21 protein-coding genes are annotated in these 20807 nt (G+C 67.6%); 6 read left to right on the forward strand and 15 right to left on the reverse strand.

Features of this window, described 5'->3' with window-relative positions; all coding sequences use genetic code 11:
• Window positions 1-326 precede the first annotated feature (326 nt).
• Both IV112_RS02300 and IV112_RS02305 read right to left on the reverse strand, forming a co-directional pair.
• Window positions 327-1073 carry a pirin family protein gene (locus tag IV112_RS02300; protein WP_304000850.1) on the reverse strand — a complete coding sequence of 249 codons (747 nt, stop codon included), beginning with the start codon at window positions 1071-1073 and terminating at the stop codon, window positions 327-329.
• Between the two features lie 63 nt (window positions 1074-1136).
• Complete coding sequence (locus tag IV112_RS02305) at window positions 1137-1577, reverse strand: DoxX family protein (protein ID WP_304000851.1); 441 nt, start codon at window positions 1575-1577, stop codon at window positions 1137-1139.
• A gap of 158 nt (window positions 1578-1735) precedes the next feature.
• Here IV112_RS02305 and IV112_RS02310 point away from each other — a divergent pair, with 158 nt between their 5' ends.
• The 4 genes from IV112_RS02310 to fae all read left to right on the forward strand — a co-directional run bounded on the left by IV112_RS02310 (window position 1736) and on the right by fae (window position 4903).
• Window positions 1736-2629: a LysR family transcriptional regulator gene (locus IV112_RS02310; RefSeq protein WP_304000852.1), complete on the forward strand. Its 894-nt coding sequence runs from the start codon at window positions 1736-1738 to the stop codon at window positions 2627-2629.
• 82 nt (window positions 2630-2711) lie between these two features.
• Window positions 2712-3317: a TetR/AcrR family transcriptional regulator gene (locus IV112_RS02315; RefSeq protein WP_304000854.1), complete on the forward strand. Its 606-nt coding sequence runs from the start codon at window positions 2712-2714 to the stop codon at window positions 3315-3317.
• Window positions 3314-4237, forward strand: coding sequence for an alpha/beta fold hydrolase (locus tag IV112_RS02320; RefSeq protein ID WP_304000855.1), 924 nt, complete (start codon window positions 3314-3316; stop codon window positions 4235-4237). Before IV112_RS02315 ends, IV112_RS02320 begins: the two co-directional genes overlap by 4 nt.
• 117 nt (window positions 4238-4354) lie before the next feature.
• Window positions 4355-4903: a formaldehyde-activating enzyme gene (fae, locus tag IV112_RS02325; RefSeq protein ID WP_018229895.1), complete on the forward strand. Its 549-nt coding sequence runs from the start codon at window positions 4355-4357 to the stop codon at window positions 4901-4903.
• 45 nt (window positions 4904-4948) lie between these two features.
• Here fae and nth read toward each other — a convergent pair whose 3' ends face one another.
• The 9 genes from nth to IV112_RS02370 all read right to left on the reverse strand — a co-directional run bounded on the left by nth (window position 4949) and on the right by IV112_RS02370 (window position 16523).
• Window positions 4949-5608, reverse strand: a complete 660-nt coding sequence (gene nth / locus IV112_RS02330) for an endonuclease III (protein WP_304000858.1) — start codon at window positions 5606-5608, stop codon at window positions 4949-4951.
• Window positions 5608-6297, reverse strand: a complete 690-nt coding sequence (rsxE, locus tag IV112_RS02335) for an electron transport complex subunit RsxE (RefSeq protein WP_304000859.1) — start codon at window positions 6295-6297, stop codon at window positions 5608-5610. Before rsxE ends, nth begins: the two co-directional genes overlap by 1 nt.
• A 160-nt stretch (window positions 6298-6457) precedes the next feature.
• Complete coding sequence (gene rsxG, locus IV112_RS02340) at window positions 6458-7189, reverse strand: electron transport complex subunit RsxG (protein WP_304000861.1); 732 nt, start codon at window positions 7187-7189, stop codon at window positions 6458-6460.
• Complete coding sequence (locus IV112_RS02345) at window positions 7186-8190, reverse strand: RnfABCDGE type electron transport complex subunit D (RefSeq protein ID WP_304000862.1); 1005 nt, start codon at window positions 8188-8190, stop codon at window positions 7186-7188. Before IV112_RS02345 ends, rsxG begins: the two co-directional genes overlap by 4 nt.
• 43 nt (window positions 8191-8233) lie before the next feature.
• Window positions 8234-9949, reverse strand: coding sequence for an electron transport complex subunit RsxC (rsxC, locus tag IV112_RS02350; protein WP_304000863.1), 1716 nt, complete (start codon window positions 9947-9949; stop codon window positions 8234-8236).
• The gene (gene rsxB, locus IV112_RS02355; protein ID WP_020164006.1) at window positions 9949-10527 is read right to left on the reverse strand and encodes an electron transport complex subunit RsxB; all 579 of its coding nucleotides are present in this window, start codon (window positions 10525-10527) and stop codon (window positions 9949-9951) included. The genes rsxC and rsxB overlap by 1 nt, the downstream gene beginning before the upstream one ends.
• Complete coding sequence (gene rsxA / locus IV112_RS02360) at window positions 10524-11102, reverse strand: electron transport complex subunit RsxA (protein WP_304000864.1); 579 nt, start codon at window positions 11100-11102, stop codon at window positions 10524-10526. Before rsxA ends, rsxB begins: the two co-directional genes overlap by 4 nt.
• 163 nt (window positions 11103-11265) lie before the next feature.
• Complete coding sequence (locus IV112_RS02365) at window positions 11266-14181, reverse strand: bifunctional diguanylate cyclase/phosphodiesterase (protein ID WP_304000865.1); 2916 nt, start codon at window positions 14179-14181, stop codon at window positions 11266-11268.
• A 164-nt stretch (window positions 14182-14345) separates the two neighbouring features.
• Window positions 14346-16523 (reverse strand): TonB-dependent receptor, encoded by a 2178-nt coding sequence (locus IV112_RS02370; RefSeq protein WP_304000866.1) that lies wholly within the window; start codon window positions 16521-16523, stop codon window positions 14346-14348.
• Between the two features lie 177 nt (window positions 16524-16700).
• On the opposite strand from IV112_RS02370, the gene IV112_RS02375 reads away from it, so the two are divergent.
• Together IV112_RS02375 and IV112_RS02380 are read left to right on the forward strand one after the other, a co-directional pair.
• Window positions 16701-17879 carry a PepSY-associated TM helix domain-containing protein gene (locus IV112_RS02375; RefSeq protein ID WP_304000868.1) on the forward strand — a complete coding sequence of 393 codons (1179 nt, stop codon included), beginning with the start codon at window positions 16701-16703 and terminating at the stop codon, window positions 17877-17879.
• Window positions 17876-18052, forward strand: coding sequence for a hypothetical protein (locus tag IV112_RS02380; RefSeq protein WP_304000869.1), 177 nt, complete (start codon window positions 17876-17878; stop codon window positions 18050-18052). The genes IV112_RS02375 and IV112_RS02380 overlap by 4 nt, the downstream gene beginning before the upstream one ends.
• A 59-nt stretch (window positions 18053-18111) precedes the next feature.
• Here IV112_RS02380 and IV112_RS02385 read toward each other — a convergent pair whose 3' ends face one another.
• The 4 genes from IV112_RS02385 to fumC all read right to left on the reverse strand — a co-directional run bounded on the left by IV112_RS02385 (window position 18112) and on the right by fumC (window position 20736).
• Window positions 18112-18396, reverse strand: a complete 285-nt coding sequence (locus tag IV112_RS02385) for a hypothetical protein (RefSeq protein ID WP_304000870.1) — start codon at window positions 18394-18396, stop codon at window positions 18112-18114.
• Window positions 18397-18480: 84 nt separating this feature from the next.
• The gene (locus tag IV112_RS02390; protein ID WP_304000871.1) at window positions 18481-18900 is read right to left on the reverse strand and encodes a YidB family protein; all 420 of its coding nucleotides are present in this window, start codon (window positions 18898-18900) and stop codon (window positions 18481-18483) included.
• 82 nt (window positions 18901-18982) lie between these two features.
• Window positions 18983-19249, reverse strand: coding sequence for a DUF2789 domain-containing protein (locus IV112_RS02395; RefSeq protein ID WP_304000872.1), 267 nt, complete (start codon window positions 19247-19249; stop codon window positions 18983-18985).
• A gap of 68 nt (window positions 19250-19317) precedes the next feature.
• Window positions 19318-20736, reverse strand: coding sequence for a class II fumarate hydratase (gene fumC / locus IV112_RS02400; RefSeq protein ID WP_304000874.1), 1419 nt, complete (start codon window positions 20734-20736; stop codon window positions 19318-19320).
• Window positions 20737-20807: the final 71 nt, after the last annotated feature.

Raw genomic sequence — 20807 nt, forward strand, 5'->3', positions numbered from 1 at the left:
GGTGCACCTCGGGAGATAAAGACAATACAAGGAGCGGCCTTGGCCGCGACAGGGCAATTGCTCGCCGCCGGCCTCGATCCTTGCGCTCCCACAGGCTTCGTTCGAGGCCTGAGCGCGGCTACTGTGGACGGCAGCCGATGGTGCCGACTGGGCTCTGACCCGGCGGCGCGCACTGCCCACTGCCGCTGTCGGGGTCACAAGACCCCTCTCACAGAATCCCCGCTCCGGCCTCGGATCGGGCGTGCCCCTTGTAGGAACGGCCTTGGTCGCGACGCGGCCGGTGCTCAGCGCTGGCGTCCGTTGCGGAACGCCAGCGGGACACGCTTTCAGTACGCGGTCTCGACCGCCCGCAGGTCGAACACCAGCACTTCGGCGTCCTTGCCCGCAGCGAGCGTGACCGCCTCGGCGTGGCGCAGCTTGAGGCCGTCACCGGCGCCGAGTGTCAGGCCATTGACCACGATCTCGCCGCGGGCGACATGCACATAGGCGTGTCGATCTCCGCGCAGCGGCAGCGTGACCGCCTCGTCGCCATCGAACAGGCCGGCATAGACCCGCGCGTCCTGACGGATGCGGATGCTGCCCTCGGCACCGTCCGGCGTGACGATGGGGCGCAGACGGCCGCGCTTTTCCTCTGCGGCGAAATGGATCTGCTGGTAGCCCGGCGGCGTGCCGTGCTCGTCCGGCAGGATCCAGATCTGCAGGAACTTCACCTGCTCGGTCTGCGAACCATTGAATTCGCTGTGCGCGATGCCGCGGCCGGCGCTGATCATCTGCACGTCGCCCGGGCGGATCTGCGAGCCGTTGCCCATGGTGTCCTTGTGTTCCAGCACGCCGTCGAGCACGTAGGAAAAGATTTCCATGTCGCGGTGCGGGTGCATGCCGAAGCCGGCGCCGGGGGCGACGGTGTCGTCGTTGATCACCAGCAGGTCGGAAAAGCCGCGCTGCGTCGGGTCGTCGTAGTGGGCGAACGAGAAGGTGTGGCGCGAACTGAGCCAGCCGTGTTCGGCGACGCCGCGTTGGTCGGCGGGGCGGGTTTCGATGGCCGGGCGGGTGTTGAGGATGGGGGTATTCATGGCGATCTCCTTCGTTGCGGGGTGCCGCGCGGCGGCACCCCTGCGTTCATGTGGGGCTCGGGTTCAGGCGGTACGGCGGGCGTCGAGCGACAGGGCGCCGCCGCCGAAGGCGACGATCTGCAGCAGGCCGCCGGCGATGGCGACGTTCTTGAAGAAGTGGATGAACTGGTTCTGGTCGGCCAGGTTGAAGTGGAAGCCGAAGGCGGTGACCAGGCTGAAGGCGGCGATCGCGGCGGCGACCCAGCGGGTGCGGTAGCCGACGACGAGGGCTGCAGCCAGACCGATCTCGACGAACAGCGCGCCGGCGTAGGCCAGTTCCGGGAAGGGCAGGCCGACCGAGGCGATGTAGCCGATGGTGCCTTCCGCCTGGGTGAGCTTGCTGAAGCCGGCGAGCAGGAAGAGGGCGGCGAGCAGCACGCGGCCGGCAGCGGCGGCGATCTGTTGGGCGTCGGTGCTGCGGGCGGCCTGCTGAGCGGAGGAGGCCTGGATCGTCGAGGTGTTCATGGTCTGTCCTTTCGAGGGTGTCTGGGGTTGTCTGCCGGTGCGCTGTACTGATGCCGCAACCGATGGCTGAACTGTACTGTCGCGGTAATTGTTGATAAATCGGCCGTGTGTTGAAAGACTGTCACAATGGAGTGGACAGTAAGGTCGTGGAGCGCCGGATGAGCCAGCTTGAGGACATGCAGATTTTCGTCAGCACCGTGGATGCGCAGAGCTTCACGGCCGCGGCTGACCGGCTCGGGCTGTCGAAGCAGCTGATCAGCCGCCGCATCATGGCGCTCGAAGAGCGGCTGGGTGCCCGTCTGCTCGTGCGCACCACACGCCGGCTCAGCATCACCGACACCGGGCGCGGTTTCTACGAGCGCGCGGTGAAAATCCTGCAGGACGTCGATGAGGCCGAGCAGCTCGTCGCCAATCAGAACGCGGCGCCGCGCGGCACGCTGCGGCTGACCGCGCCGATGTCCTTCGGCACGCTGCACCTGGGTCCGGCGATCGCGCGCTTCATGGCGACCTGGCCGGAAGTGACGATGGAACTCGATCTGAGCGACCGCTTCGTCGATGTCGTGGGCGAGGGCTACGACATGGCGGTGCGCATCGGCCAGCTCGGCGATTCGTCGCTGATCGCGCGCGCCATCGCTCCGACCCAGCTGGTCGTCTGTGCCAGCCCCGCCTACATCGAACAGCACGGTCGGCCGCAGACGCCGGCCGACCTGAAGGATCACCAGTGCCTGCTGTACGGCCATTCGCGCAATGTCGAATGGCCTTTTCTCGACAAGGGCCGACCGTTCGCACTGCCGGTCAGCGGCCGGCTGCGTGCGAACAACGGCGAACTGGCATGCGACGCGGCCATCGCGGGTCTGGGCGTCGTGCTGCTGCCCACCTTCATCGTCGGCGAGGCGCTGCGCGCCGGCAGCCTGATCAGCGTGCTCGACGAATACGCGCCGGCACCGCTGACCATCTACGCGGTGTACCCGCAGCACCGCCAGCAGTCGCGCACGGTCAAGGTGTTCACCGAATTCCTGCGCAACACCTTCGGCAAGACCAGCTTTTCCTGAGCGGCCAAGGGTTTCCGGGCGATCGACGCCGGTGTTTCGATATTTTCCTTGAAAAAAGCACGACCGTTCGTATTATTGTCGTATGGGCAAGGGAGAACACACACGCACGGTCATTCTCGAAGCGGCGCTGGCGCAGGCCAGCGAGAGCGGCTTCGAATCGCTGACCATCGGTTCGCTGGCCGAACGCACCGGGTTGTCGAAAAGCGGGCTGTTCGCGCATTTCGGCTCACGCGAGGACCTGCAGTGCGCGGCCATCGATGCGGCGGCGCAGCTGTTTGCCGACACGGTGATGAAGCCGGCCTTCGCTGCCCCGCGCGGGGTGCCGCGGTTGTGGGCGATGTTTGAGGGCTGGCTGGGCTGGACGCAGCGCGGCGGTCTGGCGCACGGCTGCCCGATCCACGCGGCGTCGGTCGAGTACGACGACCGGCCGGGGCCGATGCGTGATCGGCTGGTCGGCCACTACCGCGCGCTGCAGCAGGCGCTGGACAAGGCGGTGCGCATCGCCATCGACGCCGGTCACCTGCGCGCCGATCTCGACATCGAGCAGTTTGCCTTCGACATGTTCGCCATCGTGCTCGGCTACTACCACGCCGCCCGACTGATGGACGACGCACGCGCCGGCGAGCGCGCGCGCGCCGCCTTTGGCCGCCTGCTCGCCGATTTCGCCGTTCCGGGAGCACTGCCATGAGTTCGATCGCCCTCCATCCGCCGCTGCGCGTGCGCCGCGCAGCCGGTCCATCTTTGGCGCCGGTGCTGCGCCACTACTTCCGCTTCGCCAGCCGCGTAGCACCCGAACTGGCACGCCGGCAGGCCGAGCGCCTGTTCACGACGCCGCCGCGGCCGCGCAGCGTGGCGCCTGCCGCATCACCCGCCCGGCGCGAAACGGTGAGCGCCGGCCGTCACGACCTCGCGGTATGGAGCGCCGGTCCGGCCGGCGCACCGGCGGTGCTGCTGGCGCATGGCTGGGGTGGGCGCGGGGCGCAGATGGGAACGCTGGCGACCTCGCTGCTTGCGGCCGGCCGGCGTGTCGTGTGGTTCGATCAGCCGGGCCATGGCGACAGCGGCCATGGCCGCGTCGGACTGCCAGATTTCGTGCAGGCGCTGCACGCGCTGGTGGCTACGCACGGACCTTTCGATACGGCGGTCGGCCACTCGCTGGGCGGCGCGGCGATCGGTCTGGCGCTGCGCGAGCGGGCCGATTTCGGGCGCGCGGTGTTCATCGGCGCGCCGGCGTCGATGCGCGAGCACACGCTGCGCTTTTCGGCGCTGATCGGCATTTCGCCGCGCGTGCGTGAGGCGATGCGCCGCCGCATCGAGCACCGCTACAACGTCCGCTTTGACGACATCGACCGCATCGACGCGCTGGGCGAGGTGAGCGTGCCGGCGCTGTTCGTGCACGACGTCGATGACGCGCAGGTGCCGTTCGAGCACGCGCTGCGCCTGTCGGCCGCGATGCCGCAGGCGCGGCTGCTGCGTACCTGGGGGCTGGGCCACAACCGGGTGCTGAAAGACGCCGCCACCGTGGCTGCGGTCACGCATTTCATCTGTGGCGACGAGGCGCTGCCCGAGGTGCTGCCGGCTCTGCCGCAGCCGGCGCCGATCTACTGAACAGACGACGTTTCCGCGATGCGTCTCTTTATGTGAATCAAAGTTGTATCATGTGAAACTTGTGCCCGCGTGCCTGCCGCGCCGGGCGCTTTCACAGGACAACCAAGGAGACACAACATGTCGGAACGCATCGTCTTTCGCAGCGGTGAAGCACTGGTCGCCGGCGGCCCCCCGGGCACTGCAGCCGAACCCGAAGTCATCATCGGCGAACTGGACGGCCCGGTCGGCACCGCGCTGGCCACGCTGACGGGTGACCAGGTGAAGGGCCACACCCGCGTGTTCGCCATCCTGAACACCGACATCCAGGTGCGCCCGCTGACGCTGATGGTGAGCAAGGTGACGGTCAAGGACGAGCGCTACACCAACATCCTGATGGGCACCGTGCAGGCAGCCATCGCCAACGGCGTACTCGACGCCGTGCGCGCCGGCGACATTCCGAAGGAAAAGGCGAACGACCTCGGCATCATCGTGTCGGTGTGGCTGAACCCCATGGTGTCGACCGCCAAGGATCTCGACCACAAGATCCTGTTCGACATCCATCGTCAGGCCATGGCCAAGGCGATCAAGAAGGCGATGAACAATCAGCCGGACATCGACTGGCTGCTCGAGAACCAGGACAAGATCACCCACAAGTACTACCAGATGGGGCTGGACGGGAAGATCTGATCCGCATCCGGCGGCACCTCTGAGGGTGCCGCCTCGGTTTCCCGCTCAGGTGGCGACCGTCTTGTCCTTGAAGCGGCAGATATCGACGATGCCGCACTGGCCGCACAGCGGTTTGCGTGCGGTGCAGGTGTAGCGGCCATGCAGGATGAGCCAATGGTGGGCGTGCTGCATGAATTCCGCCGGCACCACCTTGAGCAGTGCGTGTTCGACCGCCAGTACGTCCTTGCCGGGCGCCAGGCCGATGCGGTTCGAGATGCGGAAAATGTGGGTGTCGACCGCCATGGTCGGCTCGCCGAACACGATGTTCAGCACCACGTTGGCCGTCTTGCGGCCGACGCCGGGCAGCGCTTCGAGTGCGGCGCGGTCGTTCGGCACCTCGCCGCCGTGCTTCTCCAGCAACTGGTGCGACAGCGCCACCACGTTCTTCGCCTTGGCGCGGAACAGGCCGATGGTCTTGATGTAGTTCTCCACGCCCTCGACACCGAGACTGACCATGGCTTCGGGTGTCGGCGCGACCGGGAACAGCTTGCGCGTCGCAACGTTCACGCCCTTGTCGGTCGCCTGTGCCGACAGCACGACGGCGACCAGCAGCTGGAACGGCGAGCCGTATTCGAGATCGCTCTTCGGCTGCGGGTTGGCTGCGCGCCAGCGCTCGAACAGGGTCTGTATTTCGGCCCGCGTGAGCCGGCTTGCGCGGCCCGCCATCAGGCCGACGCAGCTTCCACCGGCGTGTGCGGTGCGGCAGCGCGCGCCTGCACCCGCGCCACCCAGGCGTTGCGTGCGGCGATCAGCAGACCGAGGAAGATGAAGGCGCCGGGCGGCAGGATGGCGATCAGCAGACCGCGGTACTCGTCACCGAACACCTGTATCGCATGCGCGCCCGGCACGATCATGTCGATGCCGGAGAACAGCGTGCCGGCACCGATCAGTTCGCGCGCGCTGCCCAGCAGCGCCAGCACCCACAGCAGGCCGACACCCATCGCCGCGCCGTCCCAGGCGGCGGCCAGCGGCGAGTTCTTGGCGGCGAAGGCTTCGACCCGCGCCAGTACGATGCAGTTGGTGACGATCAACGGGATGAAGATGCCGAGCACGAGATAGAGGTCGTGCAGCCAGGCGTTGAAGGCGAGGTCGAGGCAGGTGACCAGCGCAGCGATGATGAGCACGAATACCGGGATGCGGATCTCATGCGGAATCAGCGTGCGCAATGCGGCGACCGCGCCGCTCGACATCGCCATCACCAGCACGGTGGCGAGCGACAGGCTCACCGCGTTGACGAAGCTGGTGCTCACAGCCAGCAGCGGACAGAGGCCGAGCAGCTGCACCAGCGCGGTGTTGTTCTCCCACAGGCCCTTGCGGCCGATGTCGCCGTAGATGGCGCGTTCTTCAGCGTTCATGCCGGTATCCCCGATGTGTTGGCCGCGCCGTGACGGTGGCGGCGATGTCCGGTCGCGTGCGGCTTCGATGCAGGCCGGCATCGCGAGCAAGCTCGTTCCCACGAGGACGGGCAGGCGCCGAAGGTGTGGGAGCGACCTGCGGTCGCGATGCGGCGCTCGATCATTCGAACACCTTGTCCGCCGAGGCGCCGGCCGGCAGCGCGAACAGCGCTTCGCGCACCGGCGCGATGGCGGTGGCGGCGCGGCCGGCGGCGCGGACGACGGCACGCGGCGAAATGGTGGCGCCGGTCATATAGGTGAAATCGCCGCCGTCCTTGCGGACTGTCCAGCTGGCCGCCTGCGCGGTGTCCCGGCCCCCGAACTGACTGATCCACTTCGGCGACGCGCGGTCCTTGGCCGGATCGATGTAGTCGCCCAACCCCGGCGTTTCCTTGTGCGCGACCACGCGTACGCCGCCCAGCGTACCGTCGGCGCGCACCGCCATCAGCAGCCGGATGGCGCCGCTGTAGCCGTCCGGCGCCTGCGCCTCGAACACCAGTGCGACCGGTTCGTTGCCGCGGCGTGCGCGATGCAGCGTCACCGGGCCGTCGATGCCGAGCGCGGGCAGCGCGGGCAGCTGCACGGTGTCGTCGAGCAGCGCGTTGTCGTAGTCGGCACGCGGCAGCACCTGGGCGATCAGCTCCAGCCGGCGCGCCTCGACCGAAGCCTGTATCGGCGCCTCGGTGGCGTCGTGGGTGAGCGCCATCAGTGCGGTGAAGGCAAGCGTAAACACGGCCAGCAGTGCGGCCGAGCGCATCGCGCTGCCGGCTGCGGTCGGCGCCGGCGGTTCCGGCGCCAGTTCGGCGGCAGCCAGTGCTTCGTCGACCACCGGCGTCTGCACCTCGTTGCTCATGGCGCGCCTCCGTTCTTGTGGCCGAACACCGGCGGCTGCGTCTTCATGTCGATCAGCGGCACGCAGATGTTCATCAGCAGCACGGCGAAGGCGATGCCGTCCGGGTAGGCGCCGAAAGCGCGGATGAGCCAGGCGATCAGCGCGATGCCGGCGGCGAAGATGAGCTTGCCGCGCGGCGTGGTCGCGCCCGACACCGGGTCGGTGGCGATGAAGAAGGCGCCCATCATCGTGCCGCCCGCCAGCAGATGGAGGGCCGGGCCGGCGTAGTGCGCCGCATCGATCAGCGAGGCGATGCCAGATACCAGCGACATCACCGCCAGAAAGGCGACCGGTACGTGCCAGGTGATGATGCGCAGCGCCAGCAGCAGCAGGCCGCCAGCGCCCCAGGCCAGCGCGACCCACTCCCAGCCGGCGCCGGCGACGTGACCGAAGGCGGTCGAGCGCATCACGGCGGCGGTGTCGCTGCCGGTCATCAGACCGGTGCGCAGTGCGTCCATCGGCGTCGCGCCGGTGACGCCGTCGAGCGCGCGGGCGCCGCCGAACACCCAGTCCATCTGCGTCGCGAAGTCGCCGACATTGAGGCCGGGCCACTGCGACATCAGCGCCGGGAAACTGACGATCAGCAGCGCGTAGGCCAGCATGGCCGGGTTGAACGGGTTCTGCCCGAGGCCGCCGTACAGGTGTTTGCCGATGATGAGCGCGAAGGCGGTACCGAGCACGGTGGTCCACCAGGGCAGCAGCGGCGGCAGGCAGACGGCGATCAGCCAGGCGGTGACCAGTGCGCTCATGTCGGTCAGTGCCGGCGCCACCGGGCGGCCGCGCAGCGCCAGCATCAGGGCTTCGCAGGCGAGCGCGGTGGCGCTGGCCAGCGCGATCTGCACCAGCAGCGCGGCGCCGAACAGCCAGCTCTGCACGGCGATCGCCGGCAGCATGGCGACCAGCACCGTGGTCATCACGCGGCGCACGCTGGTGTTCTGGCGGAGGTAGGGTGAGTTGTACATCGTGTTCCGTCGTGATGGAGCGCGCGACAGGCGCGCCCCGGTGTCATTCCGTCGGCTTGTCGGCCGTCGCGGTTTCGCTCGTCGTTTCGCCGCTGCCGGTGGCCACAATGTCGGCGGCCAGCTTGCGCCGCGCCTCTGCGGCCTCGACCTGTGCCTGCTGGGCCGGCGTCAGCGTGTCGGTGTTCTTCGCCGCAACGGCCTCCTTCTGCGCCTTGGCGCGCGCCATCGCCGCTTCGATCAGGGCCTTCTTCGGGTCCTCGGCGGGCGTGGCGGCTGCTTCACCCTCTGCCGGCGACTTGTCGGTGGCGGCGGGCTTCGCCGCCGGCTTGGCTGCGCTGCGTGCCGCCAGCTTGGCCGCCTTCTCTTCCTTCTCGCGTTCGGCGCGCCAGTTGCGGAACTCGAAGCGTTCGCGCGCCGAATCGGCGGCGTCCTTGTCGCGCTCGCGCGCCCAGATCTCGCTCTTCGCGTAACGGTAGTAATCGACCAGCGGAATGTGCGACGGGCAGACGTAGGCGCAGCAGCCGCACTCGATGCAGTCGAACAGGTGGTATTCCTGGGCGCGGCCGAAGTTGCGCGCGCGCGAATGCCAGTACAGCTCGAACGGCTGCAGATCGGCCGGGCAGGCGCGCGCGCATTCGCCGCAGCGGATGCAGGGCAGTTCCGGCTCGGGCGGCGGGAACAGCGCCGGCGACGAGGCGAGCAGACAGTTGGTGGCCTTCACCACCGGCGCTTCGACGCCGGGCAGCGGGATGCCCATCATCGGGCCGCCCATGATGAGCTTGTCGGTGTCCTGCTTCAGGCCGGCGTGCTCGAACACGAAGCCGATCGGTGTGCCGATGGCGACGTCGAAATTGCGTGGACGGTCCACATTGCCGGCAACGGTGACGATGCGGCGGGTCAGCGGCTCGCCGTGTTCGAGGGCGTTCCAGACGGCGAGGGCGGTCGCCACGTTGAAGCACTGCACGCCGAAGTCGGTCGAGCGGCTGCCGTGCGGCACTTCGATGCCGGTCAGCACGCGGATCAGCTGCTTGGCGCCGCCGGCCGGGTAGCGCGTCGGCACGACGACGACGTCGAGCGAGGCGTGACCGAGCGCCGCGGCGGCGGCCTTCAGTGCGGCGGCGGCCTCAGGCTTGTTGTCCTCGACGCCGACCAACACCTGCTTCGCCGCCAGCATCTTCTGCATCACCAGCGCGCCGCGCAGGATGTCCTCGGCCTCGCTGCGCATCAGCATGTCGTCGCAGGTGATGAAGGGCTCGCACTCGGCGCCGTTCAGCACCAGCGTGTCGGTGCCGCCGGCCTTGCCCGGAGACAGTTTCAGATGGCTGGGGAACACCGCGCCACCGAGCCCGACCACGCCGGCGTCGCGCAGGTAGTCGCGCACCTCGCCTGGTGTGGCCGCGTGCCAGTCGAAGGGCTCGCGCTCGATACGCTGGTCCTGCCCGTCCGGTTCGATCACCACGGCCATCGAAGACAGGCCCGAGGCGTGCGGCATCAGCCGCGGCTCGATCGCCACCACCGTGCCCGAGGTCGGCGCGTGCACCGCACTCGACACATTGCCGTCGGCGGCACCGATGCGCTGGCCGTGCAGCACCCGGTCGCCCACCTTGACCAGCGGCCGCGGCGTGCCGCCGATGTGCTGGTGCAGCGGAATGATCAGCTGCGGCGGCAGCGGCAGTCGGGCGATCGGTTCGCGCGTCGATGCGCCCTTGTTCGGGTCCGGCTTGACGCCGCCGTTGAACGAAAACAGCTTGCGCAGCATCAGGCGGCTTCCTTTGCTGCGGTTTCGGTCGATACCGGCTTCAGGTCGAACACCGGGTAGCGCCATTTCCAGGTTTCCACCGTTTCGGCCACCGGCACCATGTCGATGCAGTCGGCCGGGCAGGGCGGTACGCACAGTTCGCAGCCGGTACAGAGGTCGGTGACGATGGTGTGCATCTGCTTGGCAGCGCCGACGATGGCGTCCACCGGACAGGCCTGTATGCACAGCGTGCAGCCGATGCAGGTCGCTTCGTCGATCACCGCCACCGACTTCGGCTTCTCGACGCCGTGCTCGGCGTTAAGCGGCTTGTATTCGCGGCCCAGCAGGTCGGCCAGCTTGCGCACGCCCTCGTCGCCGCCGGGCGGGCACTGGTTGATGTCCGCCTCGCCGCCGGCGATCGCCGTGGCGTACGGTTTGCAGCCGGGGTAGCCGCACTGGCCACACTGCGTCTGCGGCAGGATGGCGTCGATCTTGTCGACCAGCGGGTCACCCTGGGTCTTGAACAGCACCGACGCGGCGCCGAGCGCGGCACCGAGCGCCAGTGCAAGACCGGTCATCACGAGCAGTGCGGAAATCATGAGTCGAGCCCGGCGAAGCCCATGAAGGCCAGGCTCATCAGCCCGGCGGTGATCATGGCGATGGCGTTGCCGCGGAAGGGCACCGGGATGTCGGCGCCGTCCAGCCGCTCGCGGATGCTGGCGAACAGCACCAGCGCCAGCACGAAGCCGGCGGCCGAGCCGAAGCCGAACAGCAGCGACTGCAGCAGGTTGTGGCGCGCCGCCTGGTTCAGCAGCGGTACGCCGAGCACGGCGCAGTTGGTGGTGATCAGCGGCAGGTAGATGCCCAGCACCTGATGCAGCAGCGGACTGGTCTTCTGGATCACCAGTTCCGTCAGCTGCACGATGGCGGCGATGACCACGATGAAGCTCAGCGTCGACAGATAGCCCAGGCCGTAGGGCTTGAGCAGGAAGGTGTCGATCAGGTAGCTGGACCCGCAGGCCAGCGTCAGCACGAACATGGTCGCCAGACCCATGCCGATCGCGGTTTCGAGCTTTTTCGACACGCCCATGAACGGGCACAGGCCGAGGATGCGCACGAACACCACGTTATTGACCAGCGCGGTGCCAAGCAGGATGAACAGGTAACTCGTCATGACGGGGCGAGGATTCGCCGGATGTTTTCCGCAGGCCGCGGCGCAGGATGCGCCGCGTAACCGGCGGATTATCCGGCACTGCAGCGCAGCACTCAAGCTGCCGCAGGCGTCGGCGGCCGGTTATGTGGACAGAACCGCAGCCGTGGCGGCCGTCCGGCCGCGTTCAGACCAGCGCCGGGGCGGCGGCGATGCAGTGCGGCAGTTGTTCCACCGGAAGCGGTCTGCTCAGCAGATAGCCCTGGAAGGCGTCGCAGCCGTGCGCGGACAGGAAAGCCATCTGGGCCTCGGTTTCGACGCCCTCGGCCACCACGTTCAGCCCGAGATTGCCGGCCAGCGACAGGATGGTGCGCACGATGGCGGCCGAGTGCGGGTCGCTCAGCACCTCGTCGACGAAGCTCTTGTCGATCTTGAGCTGGTCCAGCGGCAGCTTCTTCAGGTAGGCGAGCGAGGAGTAGCCGGTGCCGAAGTCGTCCAGCGCGAAGCGCACGCCGCGCTGCTGCAGCGTGCGCATCGTCGCCAGCGTCATGTCGAGGTCGCGGTGCAGCATGCTTTCGGTCAGTTCGAGGCGCAGCCGGCGCGGATCGGCGCCGCTGTCGGCCAGTGCCTGCTCGACCCGTGCGACGAAGCCGGATTCGTGGAACTGCCGCTCGCTCACGTTCACGGCTATCGTCCAGTGCACCCGCAGCGGGTCGTCAGCCCAGGCGCGCAACTGAGTACAGGCGGTATCGAGCACCCACTGGCCGATCGGCAGGATGTGGTTGCTCTGTTCGGCCAGCGGAATGAAGGCCGCCGGCGACACCATGCCGCGCACCGGGTGCTGCCAGCGCACCAGCGCCTCGACACCGGTGATGCGCCGCTCGGCGTCGGTCACCGGCTGGTAGTGCAGCCGCAGTTCGCCGCGCTCGAGCGCGCCGCGCAGGTCGCGCAGCAACTGGGCGCGGGCGGTGGTGTTCTCCTGCAGCGTGGGGTCGAAGAAGCTCAGCCGGTTGCGGCCGCTTTCCTTCGCCTTGTACAGCGCCATGTCGGCCTGCTTCAGCAGTTCGTCGGCACGGTCTTCGGCGCAGTTGAACAGCACGGCGCCGATGCTGGCGGTGGAACTGACCATCTGTCCACCGAGGTCGCATTCGCCCGCCAGTGCGTCGCGCAGCTTGTCGCCGATCTCGCCGACGCGCAGCGAAGCAGCCTGCAGATCGATGCCGAGATTGCCCAGGATGACGACGAACTCGTCGCCGCCCAGTCTCGCCACGGTGTCCGTGTCGCGCACGCAGCTGCGCAGTCGCGCCGACATCTGCTGCAGCAGCGCGTCACCCTGGGCGTGGCCCAGCGTGTCGTTGATTTCCTTGAAATTGTCGAGATCCATCAGCAGCAGCGCGCCGTGCTGCCCGTCGCGCACGGAACCGGCGATGGCCTGGTCGAGCCGGCTGTTCATCAGACGGCGGTTGGGCAGGCCGGTCAGTTCGTCGTGGAAGGCCAGCCGTTGCGCCTCGTGCTCGGCCTTCTTGCGCGTCGTGATGTCCGCGCGTATCGCGATGTAGCGCTGCGGCACGCCGTCGGCGTCGACCAGCGGCACGATGGTGGTGTGTACCCAGTACAGCGAGCCGTCCTTGGCCCGGTTGCAAATGTCGCCGTGCCAGACCAGCCCGCTTGAAATGGTCTTCCACATGTCGGCGAAGAACCCGGGCGCGTGCGTGCCCGAGTTGATGACGCGGTGACTGCGGCCGACCAGTTCTTCGCGTGCGTACTGCGAAATCTCGCAGAACTTGTCGTTCACCCGGGTGATGACGCCGCGTGCATCGGTTTCCGCGACGATGGCATGCGCGTCCAGCGCCGCCTTCAGCTCGCCCACCTCTCGCAGCGAGTCGAGCACGCGGCGCTGCGCGCGCTCGCGCTCGGTGGTGTCGTTGAGGATCAGCACCACGCTGTCGATGCCGCCGTTGGCGCTGCGTTCCGGCACCAAGGTCGATGACAGATGGACGGCGTTGCCGTCGTGTCCGGTGAAATTGCAGTCGAACTCCACGCGCTGTCCCTGCAGGGCCTCGGCCAGTCGCGGTCGCATCTGTCCGGCCAGCTGCGGCGGCATCACCGCGTCCACCGTGCGGCCGACGATGTCGCTGGCAGCTTGGCCCAGGTGCAGCGCGTGCATCGGGTTCACATAGCGGAAACGCAGGTCGCGGTCGATGCGCGCGATGTCGGCCGGCACGTTGGACAGTATCGTGTCCAGCTCGCGCTCGCGCTCGCGCAGCGACTGTTCCGAGCGCTGCAGCAGTTCGTAGGGCTCGCGCAGGCCGATGACGAAGGTGGCGCGATAGACGAAGGTGTAGGCGGCAATCTTGTACAGATGGCCGAACATGTTCATGAAATCCGACGCCGTCGTGTAATTGGTGAACGCCAGTTCGCCAATGCCCATCACGAAGCAGGCGCAGGCGAGGTAGTGCGTGCGCGGATCGGGTGCGACACGGTTCTGCCAGAACAGCCATCCGGCCACCGCCAGATTGCCGATGCACAGCACGTACTCGAAGCCGGCCTTGAACGCCGTCACGCCGACGCCGGGCACGAAAGTCACCGGAAAGAAGTCGAGAAACCAGGTGCCGGCGACGAACAGCGCACCGGTGGCGAGCAGGCCGAACCCCAGCCAGCCACCACGCGACCCGGGCAGCGCGATGCGCGCCGCCACCAGTGCAACGGTCAGCAGTTCGAACGAGCGGCCGGCCAACCAGAAGAAGATGGCCTTCGCGGTGCTGCTCTCGGTCAGCAGGGCCGGCATGCCGGCGTAGGTCAGCGCGTGGATCAGGTCGGTGCCGGCAACCACCGAGAAACCGAAGATGAGCACGTTAGAAGCGTGATCGCCTGACCTGTCGAAGCGGTGCCAGGCCATGATGACGACCAGCGCCGATACCACGACCGAGAAGGTTTCCAGCAGCAGGTGAAAAGCCAGCATTGCCCCGTGCCGGCCCTCGAACAGCGGTATCGGCGGCAGCATCGCTGCCCCGATCAGCAGCAGCAGGGCGGTCAGGCAGATGGCAGCCGGCGAGCGCAGGCTGGACGCTCCGTGGGCGGATTCTTGTCTTGTCAGGGGCATGGCGGTGACCGGGCCGGCTTCGCGTACGTCCAGGGTAATCGGCCCAACGAAGCAGGGCCTTGACCTCGGATCGCACGCTATTGCTTCTGTTGCAGCCGGTCAAGCTGCCCGACCACCCCGGCAGGTCATGCTGGCGGGGTGGCGTCCAAGCGGGATGTGTCCCGTCAGAAATCGACCGTGGCGCTGAGCACCACCGTGCGAGGAGCCCCCTGAACCAGGTAACCGAAACCGGGGAAGCCACCGGCCGATGCCCAGTGGGCGCGGTTGGTCACGTTATCCACGCGTGCCCGGAAAGTGACGAGTTTGTCGGCGACAGTGGTCAGATAACGGGCTCCCACATCGAAACGGGACCAGGAATCCAGTTTGAGCGTGTTCGCGTTGTCCGCATACTGCGAGCTGGTATGGATCGCGCGGGCGGTCAGCGTCAGCCCGCTCATCCCCGGCACGTCCCACTCGGTGCCGATGTTGTATTGCGCGTTCGGTACGCTGATCGGGTCGTTCCCGTCGTTCAGCCCTCCGACGGTGCCTTGTTGTTCGGCGTCCAGCCAGGTTGCGCCGCCCAGTACGCGCAGGCCGCGCGTGATCTGACCGTAGGCGGACACTTCGATGCCACGGCTGCGCTGCTCGCCCGACGGGCTGGTGAAGTTGTTGATGGTTTCAGTATTCGGGCGCGTCAGAGAGAACAGCGCGATGTTCGCGCCCAGCCCGTTTGCTTCGTACTTCACGCCGACTTCGCGCTGGTGGGACACCATGGGCGAGAACACCTGACCGCGGTTGACCGATGTATTGGGTGCGATGGGGCCACGGATCAGGCCCTCGATATAGTTCGCGTAGGCCGAGACTTCCGGCGTGATCCGGAAGATCGCACCCGCGACAGGAGAGAGATTGGATTTGCGGTAGGTTTCGGTCCGGAGACCGGTGCCGTAGGCGAACTGTTCGTCCTCGATCTTCTGCAGCCGCCCGCCCAGCGTGACCTGGAAACGGCCATCGGCGAAGCTCAGCGTGTCCGACAGTGCGTAGCCGCTGAATGTCGTGCGTTGCGTGAGGTTGGGCGAAGCAAGGTCGCCGCCGAAGAAGGCAAGCGCCGGTTCCGTAACCTCGGCGGTGTCGTAGATGCTGGTGTTGAATGGGCTGGATACGCCCCACGCGTTGCGCGAGTCCTGCCGGTGTGCAGAGTAGGACAGTGAAATGCCATGCTCGACCGCACCGGTGCGAATCTTCGTACGTACGCCTGCTTCCCCGGTGACCACCTTGTCTTCGCGGACGTTGTCAAAACGCGATGCGGTGGCGCTGCCGTTGCTGGAGCTCAATGTGGTCGACACCAGTGAGTTCTTCTCGTCGCTGTGGCGAGCCCCCACCGCTGCCCAGGCAACGGTGTCCGGGCTGATGTCGAATTCGCCTCGCAGCGTGCCGAACTCCGTCTTCTCGTCGGAATACGCCCATGGTTGAGAGTAGTTGCGGCGCGCGTCCGGTGCGTGCGGAATGTCGCTGATCGCACCGGGCGAAACCTGCTGGCGCCCACCTTCGAGCCGGTTGCTCTGGTGACCCGCGTCGGCGGAAAGCCGGAAGTTCGTGCCGCGGTAATCGATGCCCACGGCGACCACGTTCATTTCACGATTCTCGCGGTCGATGCCGGTGTCGCCGTCGCGGCGAGCCGCATTGATGCGGATGCCGACACGCTCCTCGGTGCCGAAACGGCGCGACACGTCGGCTGCCGTGTACGCCTGACCGCCGCTCTCGATACCCGCGGTAAGCCGGTTGATGTCCTCGCTCGGTGCTCTTTTCGGCAACAGGTTGATCGCACCACCTATGCCACTGCCGCCGGGCGCCGCACCATTCAGGAAAGCGCTGGCACCGTGGATCACCTCGACGCGCTCCAGCAATTCGCTGGCGACGAACTGCCGCGGCAGCACGCCATACAGGCCGTTGTAGGCCATGTCGTCGGAGTACAGCGGGAAGCCGCGAATGATGTACAGCTCCTGGAAATTGCCGAAGCCCTGCGACAGACGCACGGTCGGGTCGTTCGCCAGCACGTCGCCGACACCGCGTGCCTGCTGGTCTTCGATCAGCTGGCTGGTGTAGCTGATGACCGAAAACGGCGTTTCGAGCTGCTCCTTGTTGCCGAGTATGCCGATACGCGCACCCGTCGCCACCTGTCCGCCGGCGAAGGCGGGCGGCAGGCCGGCGGCCGATGCGTCGGCGCTCGCTTCGACCACCACCGGCGCCAGCGTGATCGGCGCCGACGGATCTTCGTTCTGCTGGGCGTGAGCGACGGTGCTGGCGAGCGCCGCCATGATGGCGAGCGCGAGGGGAGGGCGCGGGAAGGCTGGGGCGTTTTTCATTGCAGCGGAGGGCACGGTGTGCTGAGGTAGAATCGGAAGCGACGAATCGTATTACGAATCGTTCTTGTTTGCGTGTCGTTTGCGACATTTTGCACACCGTTGCGGCGTGCTGTTGTATCCCTGCTACCCCGAGTCCGGCCCCGCCCATCGATGAAATCCGTTACGCCCGATCCCGCCATGGCTTCCTGTGCGCCCGCCGCACGCTCCGGCGCCACCTCGCTGCAGCGATGGGTGTGGGTGCACAAATGGTCCAGTCTGGTGTGCACGCTGTTCATGCTGCTGCTGTGTCTGACCGGCCTGCCGCTGGTCTTCTATCACGAGATCGACCACGCCCTCGGCAAGCACATCGAGGCGCCGGAAATGCCCGCCGGCACCGCGCATCTGCCGGTGGATCGCATCGTCGACGCGGCGCGCCGCCACCACCCGGATCTGGTGCCGCTCTACCTTTTCAAGGAGGAGGACGAGCCGGACATGTGGGTGGTCAAGATGGACACCCGGCCCGACACCGACGAGACGCAGGCGAAGTTCTCGGTGGTCGATGCGCGCACCGGCGAAGTCCTCGGCGAGCCCCGTTTCGACGAAGGTTTCATGCACCTGATGTACCGGCTGCACGTCGACCTGTTCGCCGGTCTGGCCGGGCGGCTGTTCCTCGGCTTCATGGGTCTGCTGCTGGTGGTCGCGCTGGTCAGTGGCGTCGTGCTGTACGCCCCTTTCATGCGCAGGCTGGATTTCGGCGAGGTGCGCCACGGCCGTTCGACAAAGCTGTGGTGGCTGGACATGCACAACATGCTCGGCATCGTCACCGTCACCTGGGCGCTGGTGGTGGGGGGCACCGGCGTCATCAACACCTGGGCCGACCTGATCCTGAAGGCCTGGCAGGCGGAACAGGTGGCCGCGCTGAAGACCGCCGGGGCCGGCGCTGCGCCCGGCGGCCGCGCCGCGCCGCTGCAGTCGCTGGTCGACGCCGCACTGGCCGCTGAGCCGGGCATGGCCGTCGCCACCGTCGCGTTTCCTGGCACGCTGCTATCTACGCCCTCGCACTACGCGGTCTTCCTGCACGGCGACACGCCGCTCACCGCCAAACTGTTGAAGGCCACGCTGGTCGACCCGGTCAGTGCGGCGGTGATCGAAACGAAACCGCGCCCCTGGTACGCCACCGCGCTGCTGGTGTCGCAGCCGCTGCACTTCGGCGATTACGGCGGCCTGCCGCTGAAGATACTGTGGGCGCTGCTCGACCTCGTCACCGTCGTCGTGCTGTGGAGCGGGCTCGTGCTGTGGTGGCGCAAGCACAGGCATGCCGCTGCGGTGCCCGCCAGCACCGCGCAGGCCGCGACCACCGCGCGAGGTGGCGCATGAAGGGCGCGAAATCGAATGCCGCCATCTTCCGCTGGCCGCTGCTGATCGCCGTACTTACCGCCGCCGGCCTGCTCTCGGCCCTGGTCGGCGACGACGTCTGGGACGCCTTGTCGTGGGCGCTGCTGGCGGTGCCGGTGGGGCTTTGCGGGTATTTCAGTCTCGCCAGGCGATGAGCCGACGGCGTTGCGGGGGATGGCGGATGCGGCGCCTCACTCGTCTCTACGGCGCACTGTCAGGGTGAGGCCCTGCGTCTCGCTGTACGCACCAGATTGACTAAGGCAATCAGCAGGCAACCCAGCGCCGGCAGGCACCACACGAAGGCCGCATCGGTGTGCACGGTCTGCGTCGCCGCGTCGTAGTGGCGGCCGAGTTCATTGAAGTCGATCCTGAGGTAACGCGAGTACCAGAGCCAGAAGAACGGCAGCGACGCCGCGAGCGGCAGAACGACCCCGGGGGACAGAATCCGTCGTGATCGTGGCCGGCTCTTGGATGTCATGGTGAGATCGGTGGGCGTCATCGGTTGCCGATCGCCTGCGGGTGTTCGGCCTGGTCCGGGCTGCCGCGGCGGAACTTGCTGGTGGCCTCCACCGCGACAAGGATGCTACGACTTCAGCAACCCACCCAGCATCCCCATCGCCGCCTGCAGCGCGTCGCCTTCGGGTGCCTTGCCGTCGGGCGACAGCTTGTCGATCAGTTGCGGCAGCAGGCTGGCGAGGCCGGAGGAGACTTCCTGCGACGACATACCCACCTGCTGGGCGACGCCGCCGATCTGTTCGGCGCCGAACACGGCCTTGATCTGGTCGCCGGAGATCGGCAGGTTGGGGCCGGAACCCAGCCACGAGGCGATCACTTCGCCCAGGCCGCCCTGCTGGAACTTGGCGATCAGGCCCTGGATGCCGCCGATCTGCGGGCTGTTGATCAGGCTCATCGCGGCCTGGATCAGTGCGGCATTGCCGCCAGCGCCGGATTGTCCGCCGAGCGCGCCGGCCACCTGTCCTGCGATCGAGTCGAAAAGCCCCATGTCCGTCTCCTTCGTTGAGTGAAGACGCAAGGCTACGCCAGCCGCGTAGAGGTTGCTCGTGCGGCGGGTGGGGCGGACGGCGTCAGACGCAGTGGCGCCGCCAGCCCTTGCCCTGCGGGGCGTGCATTTCGGCGTTCAGCGAGTCTACGGTGTCTGACCAGTCGGCGTCCTGGTTCAGCGCGTCGCGCAGGAAGGCGGCCTGCGCGGGACTCCAGAAGGTGGCTTCGTGCAGCTTGGTACCGTTGTCAATCGGGCCGAACAGCGCGATGAAGCCCTCGATCGATTGCGGGTCGCTCGGCAGGCCGAGCTGGTCGAACAGGTCTTCCATTGAATGCGGCGTGATGTCCATGACGATCTCCTGTCGGTGAGTAGATGCTGCTCCTGATCGGAATGTCCGGTGGGCAGATGGTTCCGTTCTCATTGTGCGCGCTCGCCCACCATCGCGCCGGGCTGTACCCACTGGTCGAACTGTTCGCCGCTCACGTCGCCCGAGGCGAGCGCCGCCTCGCGCAAGGTCAGGCCTTCGCGGTGGGCGCGGGCGGCGATCTTCGCCGCGCGGTCGTAGCCGATGTGCGGCACCAGCGCGGTCACCAGCATCAGCGACTGCTGCATCAGCGCTTCGATGCGTTCGCGCCGCGCTTCGATGCCGGCGACGCAGTGGGTGTCGAAGCTGCGCATGCCGTCGGCCAGCAGGCGGATGCTCTGCAGCACGGCGCCGGCAATCAGCGGCTTGTAGACGTTCAGTTCGAAGTTGCCCGAGGCGGCGCCCAGCGTGACCGCGACGTCGTTGCCCATGACCTGGGCGCACAGCATGGTCAGCGCTTCGCACTGGGTGGGGTTCACCTTGCCCGGCATGATGGAACTGCCGGGCTCGTTCTCCGGTAGCGCCAGTTCGCCGAGGCCGCAGCGCGGGCCGGATGCGAGCCAGCGGATGTCGTTGGCGATCTTGCTCAGCGCGACGGCCAGTGTCTTCAGCGCGCCGTGCAGCGCCACCAGTGGCTCGTGCCCGGCCAGCGCGGCGAACGGGTTGTCGGCACGCACGAAGGGCAGGCCGGTGCCATCGGCCAGCTTGTTCGCCACCCGCGTGCCGAATTCCGGATGGGTGTTCAGGCCGGTGCCGACCGCGGTACCGCCTATCGCCAGCGCATGTACGGCCGGCAGTGCCGCGACGATGGCCGAGCGGGCCAGCGCGAGCTGGGCCGCGTAGCCGGAGAATTCCTGCCCCAGCGTCAGCGGCGTGGCGTCCTGCAGATGGGTGCGGCCGATCTTGACGATGTCGGCGAGGGCGACAGCCTTGTCGGCCAGCTGCGCGTGCAGCGCGTCGAGTGCCGGCATCAGTGCGCGCCGGACGGCGTAGGCGGCGGCCACGTGCATCGCCGTCGGGAACACGTCGTTCGACGACTGACCCATGTTCACATCGTCGTTCGGGTGCAGCGTGCGCGCCTCGCCGCAGTCGCCGCCCATCAGCTGCGAGCCGCGGTTGGCCAGCACCTCGTTCATGTTCATATTGGTCTGCGTGCCGGAGCCGGTCTGCCACAGCGACAGCGGAAACTCTTCGTCATGCTGGCCAGCGAGCACCTCGTCAGCGGCAGCGACGATGGCGGTCATGCGCTCGGCCGGCAGCTTGCCCAGCCGGCCATTGGCCAGCGCCGCCGCGCGCTTGACCGCTGCCAGCGCGTGTATCAGTTCGCGCGGCATGCGCTCGGTCGAGATCGCGAAGTGCTGCAGCGAGCGCTGCGTCTGCGCGCCCCACAGGCGGTCCGCCGGCACCTCGATCGGGCCGAAGGAATCGTGTTCGGTGCGGGTGACGACGGGCGGCTGCGTGGCGGTATCCATGGCGGTCTCTTGTCGAAGCCAGTTTTCAGGATAGGACATGACGGCGCCACGGTCCGACCGGCGGATGTGGG

The organism is Methyloversatilis discipulorum (genome assembly GCF_018780585.1).
GTDB classification, from domain to species: Bacteria; Pseudomonadota; Gammaproteobacteria; order Burkholderiales; family Rhodocyclaceae; genus Methyloversatilis; species Methyloversatilis discipulorum_B.

Excerpts from the sequence above, each read along its gene's own strand:
- rsxB (WP_020164006.1), bottom strand. The coding sequence starts at position 10,527 with ATGATTTCCGCACTGCTCGTGATGACCGGTCTTGCACTGGCGCTCGGT.
- IV112_RS02375 (WP_304000868.1), top strand. The coding sequence starts at position 16,701 with ATGGCTTCCTGTGCGCCCGCCGCACGCTCCGGCGCCACCTCGCTGCAG.
- IV112_RS02365 (WP_304000865.1), bottom strand. The coding sequence starts at position 14,181 with ATGCCCCTGACAAGACAAGAATCCGCCCACGGAGCGTCCAGCCTGCGC.
- IV112_RS02345 (WP_304000862.1), bottom strand. The coding sequence starts at position 8,190 with ATGTACAACTCACCCTACCTCCGCCAGAACACCAGCGTGCGCCGCGTG.
- IV112_RS02310 (WP_304000852.1), top strand. The coding sequence starts at position 1,736 with ATGAGCCAGCTTGAGGACATGCAGATTTTCGTCAGCACCGTGGATGCG.
- rsxC (WP_304000863.1), bottom strand. The coding sequence starts at position 9,949 with ATGCTGCGCAAGCTGTTTTCGTTCAACGGCGGCGTCAAGCCGGACCCG.
- fae (WP_018229895.1), top strand. The coding sequence starts at position 4,355 with ATGTCGGAACGCATCGTCTTTCGCAGCGGTGAAGCACTGGTCGCCGGC.
- IV112_RS02315 (WP_304000854.1), top strand. The coding sequence starts at position 2,712 with ATGGGCAAGGGAGAACACACACGCACGGTCATTCTCGAAGCGGCGCTG.
- IV112_RS02305 (WP_304000851.1), bottom strand. The coding sequence starts at position 1,577 with ATGAACACCTCGACGATCCAGGCCTCCTCCGCTCAGCAGGCCGCCCGC.
- nth (WP_304000858.1), bottom strand. The coding sequence starts at position 5,608 with ATGGCGGGCCGCGCAAGCCGGCTCACGCGGGCCGAAATACAGACCCTG.
- rsxG (WP_304000861.1), bottom strand. The coding sequence starts at position 7,189 with ATGAGCAACGAGGTGCAGACGCCGGTGGTCGACGAAGCACTGGCTGCC.
- IV112_RS02300 (WP_304000850.1), bottom strand. The coding sequence starts at position 1,073 with ATGAATACCCCCATCCTCAACACCCGCCCGGCCATCGAAACCCGCCCC.
- fumC (WP_304000874.1), bottom strand. The coding sequence starts at position 20,736 with ATGGATACCGCCACGCAGCCGCCCGTCGTCACCCGCACCGAACACGAT.
- IV112_RS02390 (WP_304000871.1), bottom strand. The coding sequence starts at position 18,900 with ATGGGGCTTTTCGACTCGATCGCAGGACAGGTGGCCGGCGCGCTCGGC.
- IV112_RS02380 (WP_304000869.1), top strand. The coding sequence starts at position 17,876 with ATGAAGGGCGCGAAATCGAATGCCGCCATCTTCCGCTGGCCGCTGCTG.
- rsxE (WP_304000859.1), bottom strand. The coding sequence starts at position 6,297 with ATGAACGCTGAAGAACGCGCCATCTACGGCGACATCGGCCGCAAGGGC.
- IV112_RS02370 (WP_304000866.1), bottom strand. The coding sequence starts at position 16,523 with ATGAAAAACGCCCCAGCCTTCCCGCGCCCTCCCCTCGCGCTCGCCATC.
- IV112_RS02320 (WP_304000855.1), top strand. The coding sequence starts at position 3,314 with ATGAGTTCGATCGCCCTCCATCCGCCGCTGCGCGTGCGCCGCGCAGCC.
- IV112_RS02395 (WP_304000872.1), bottom strand. The coding sequence starts at position 19,249 with ATGGACATCACGCCGCATTCAATGGAAGACCTGTTCGACCAGCTCGGC.
- rsxA (WP_304000864.1), bottom strand. The coding sequence starts at position 11,102 with ATGACGAGTTACCTGTTCATCCTGCTTGGCACCGCGCTGGTCAATAAC.
- IV112_RS02385 (WP_304000870.1), bottom strand. The coding sequence starts at position 18,396 with ATGACGCCCACCGATCTCACCATGACATCCAAGAGCCGGCCACGATCA.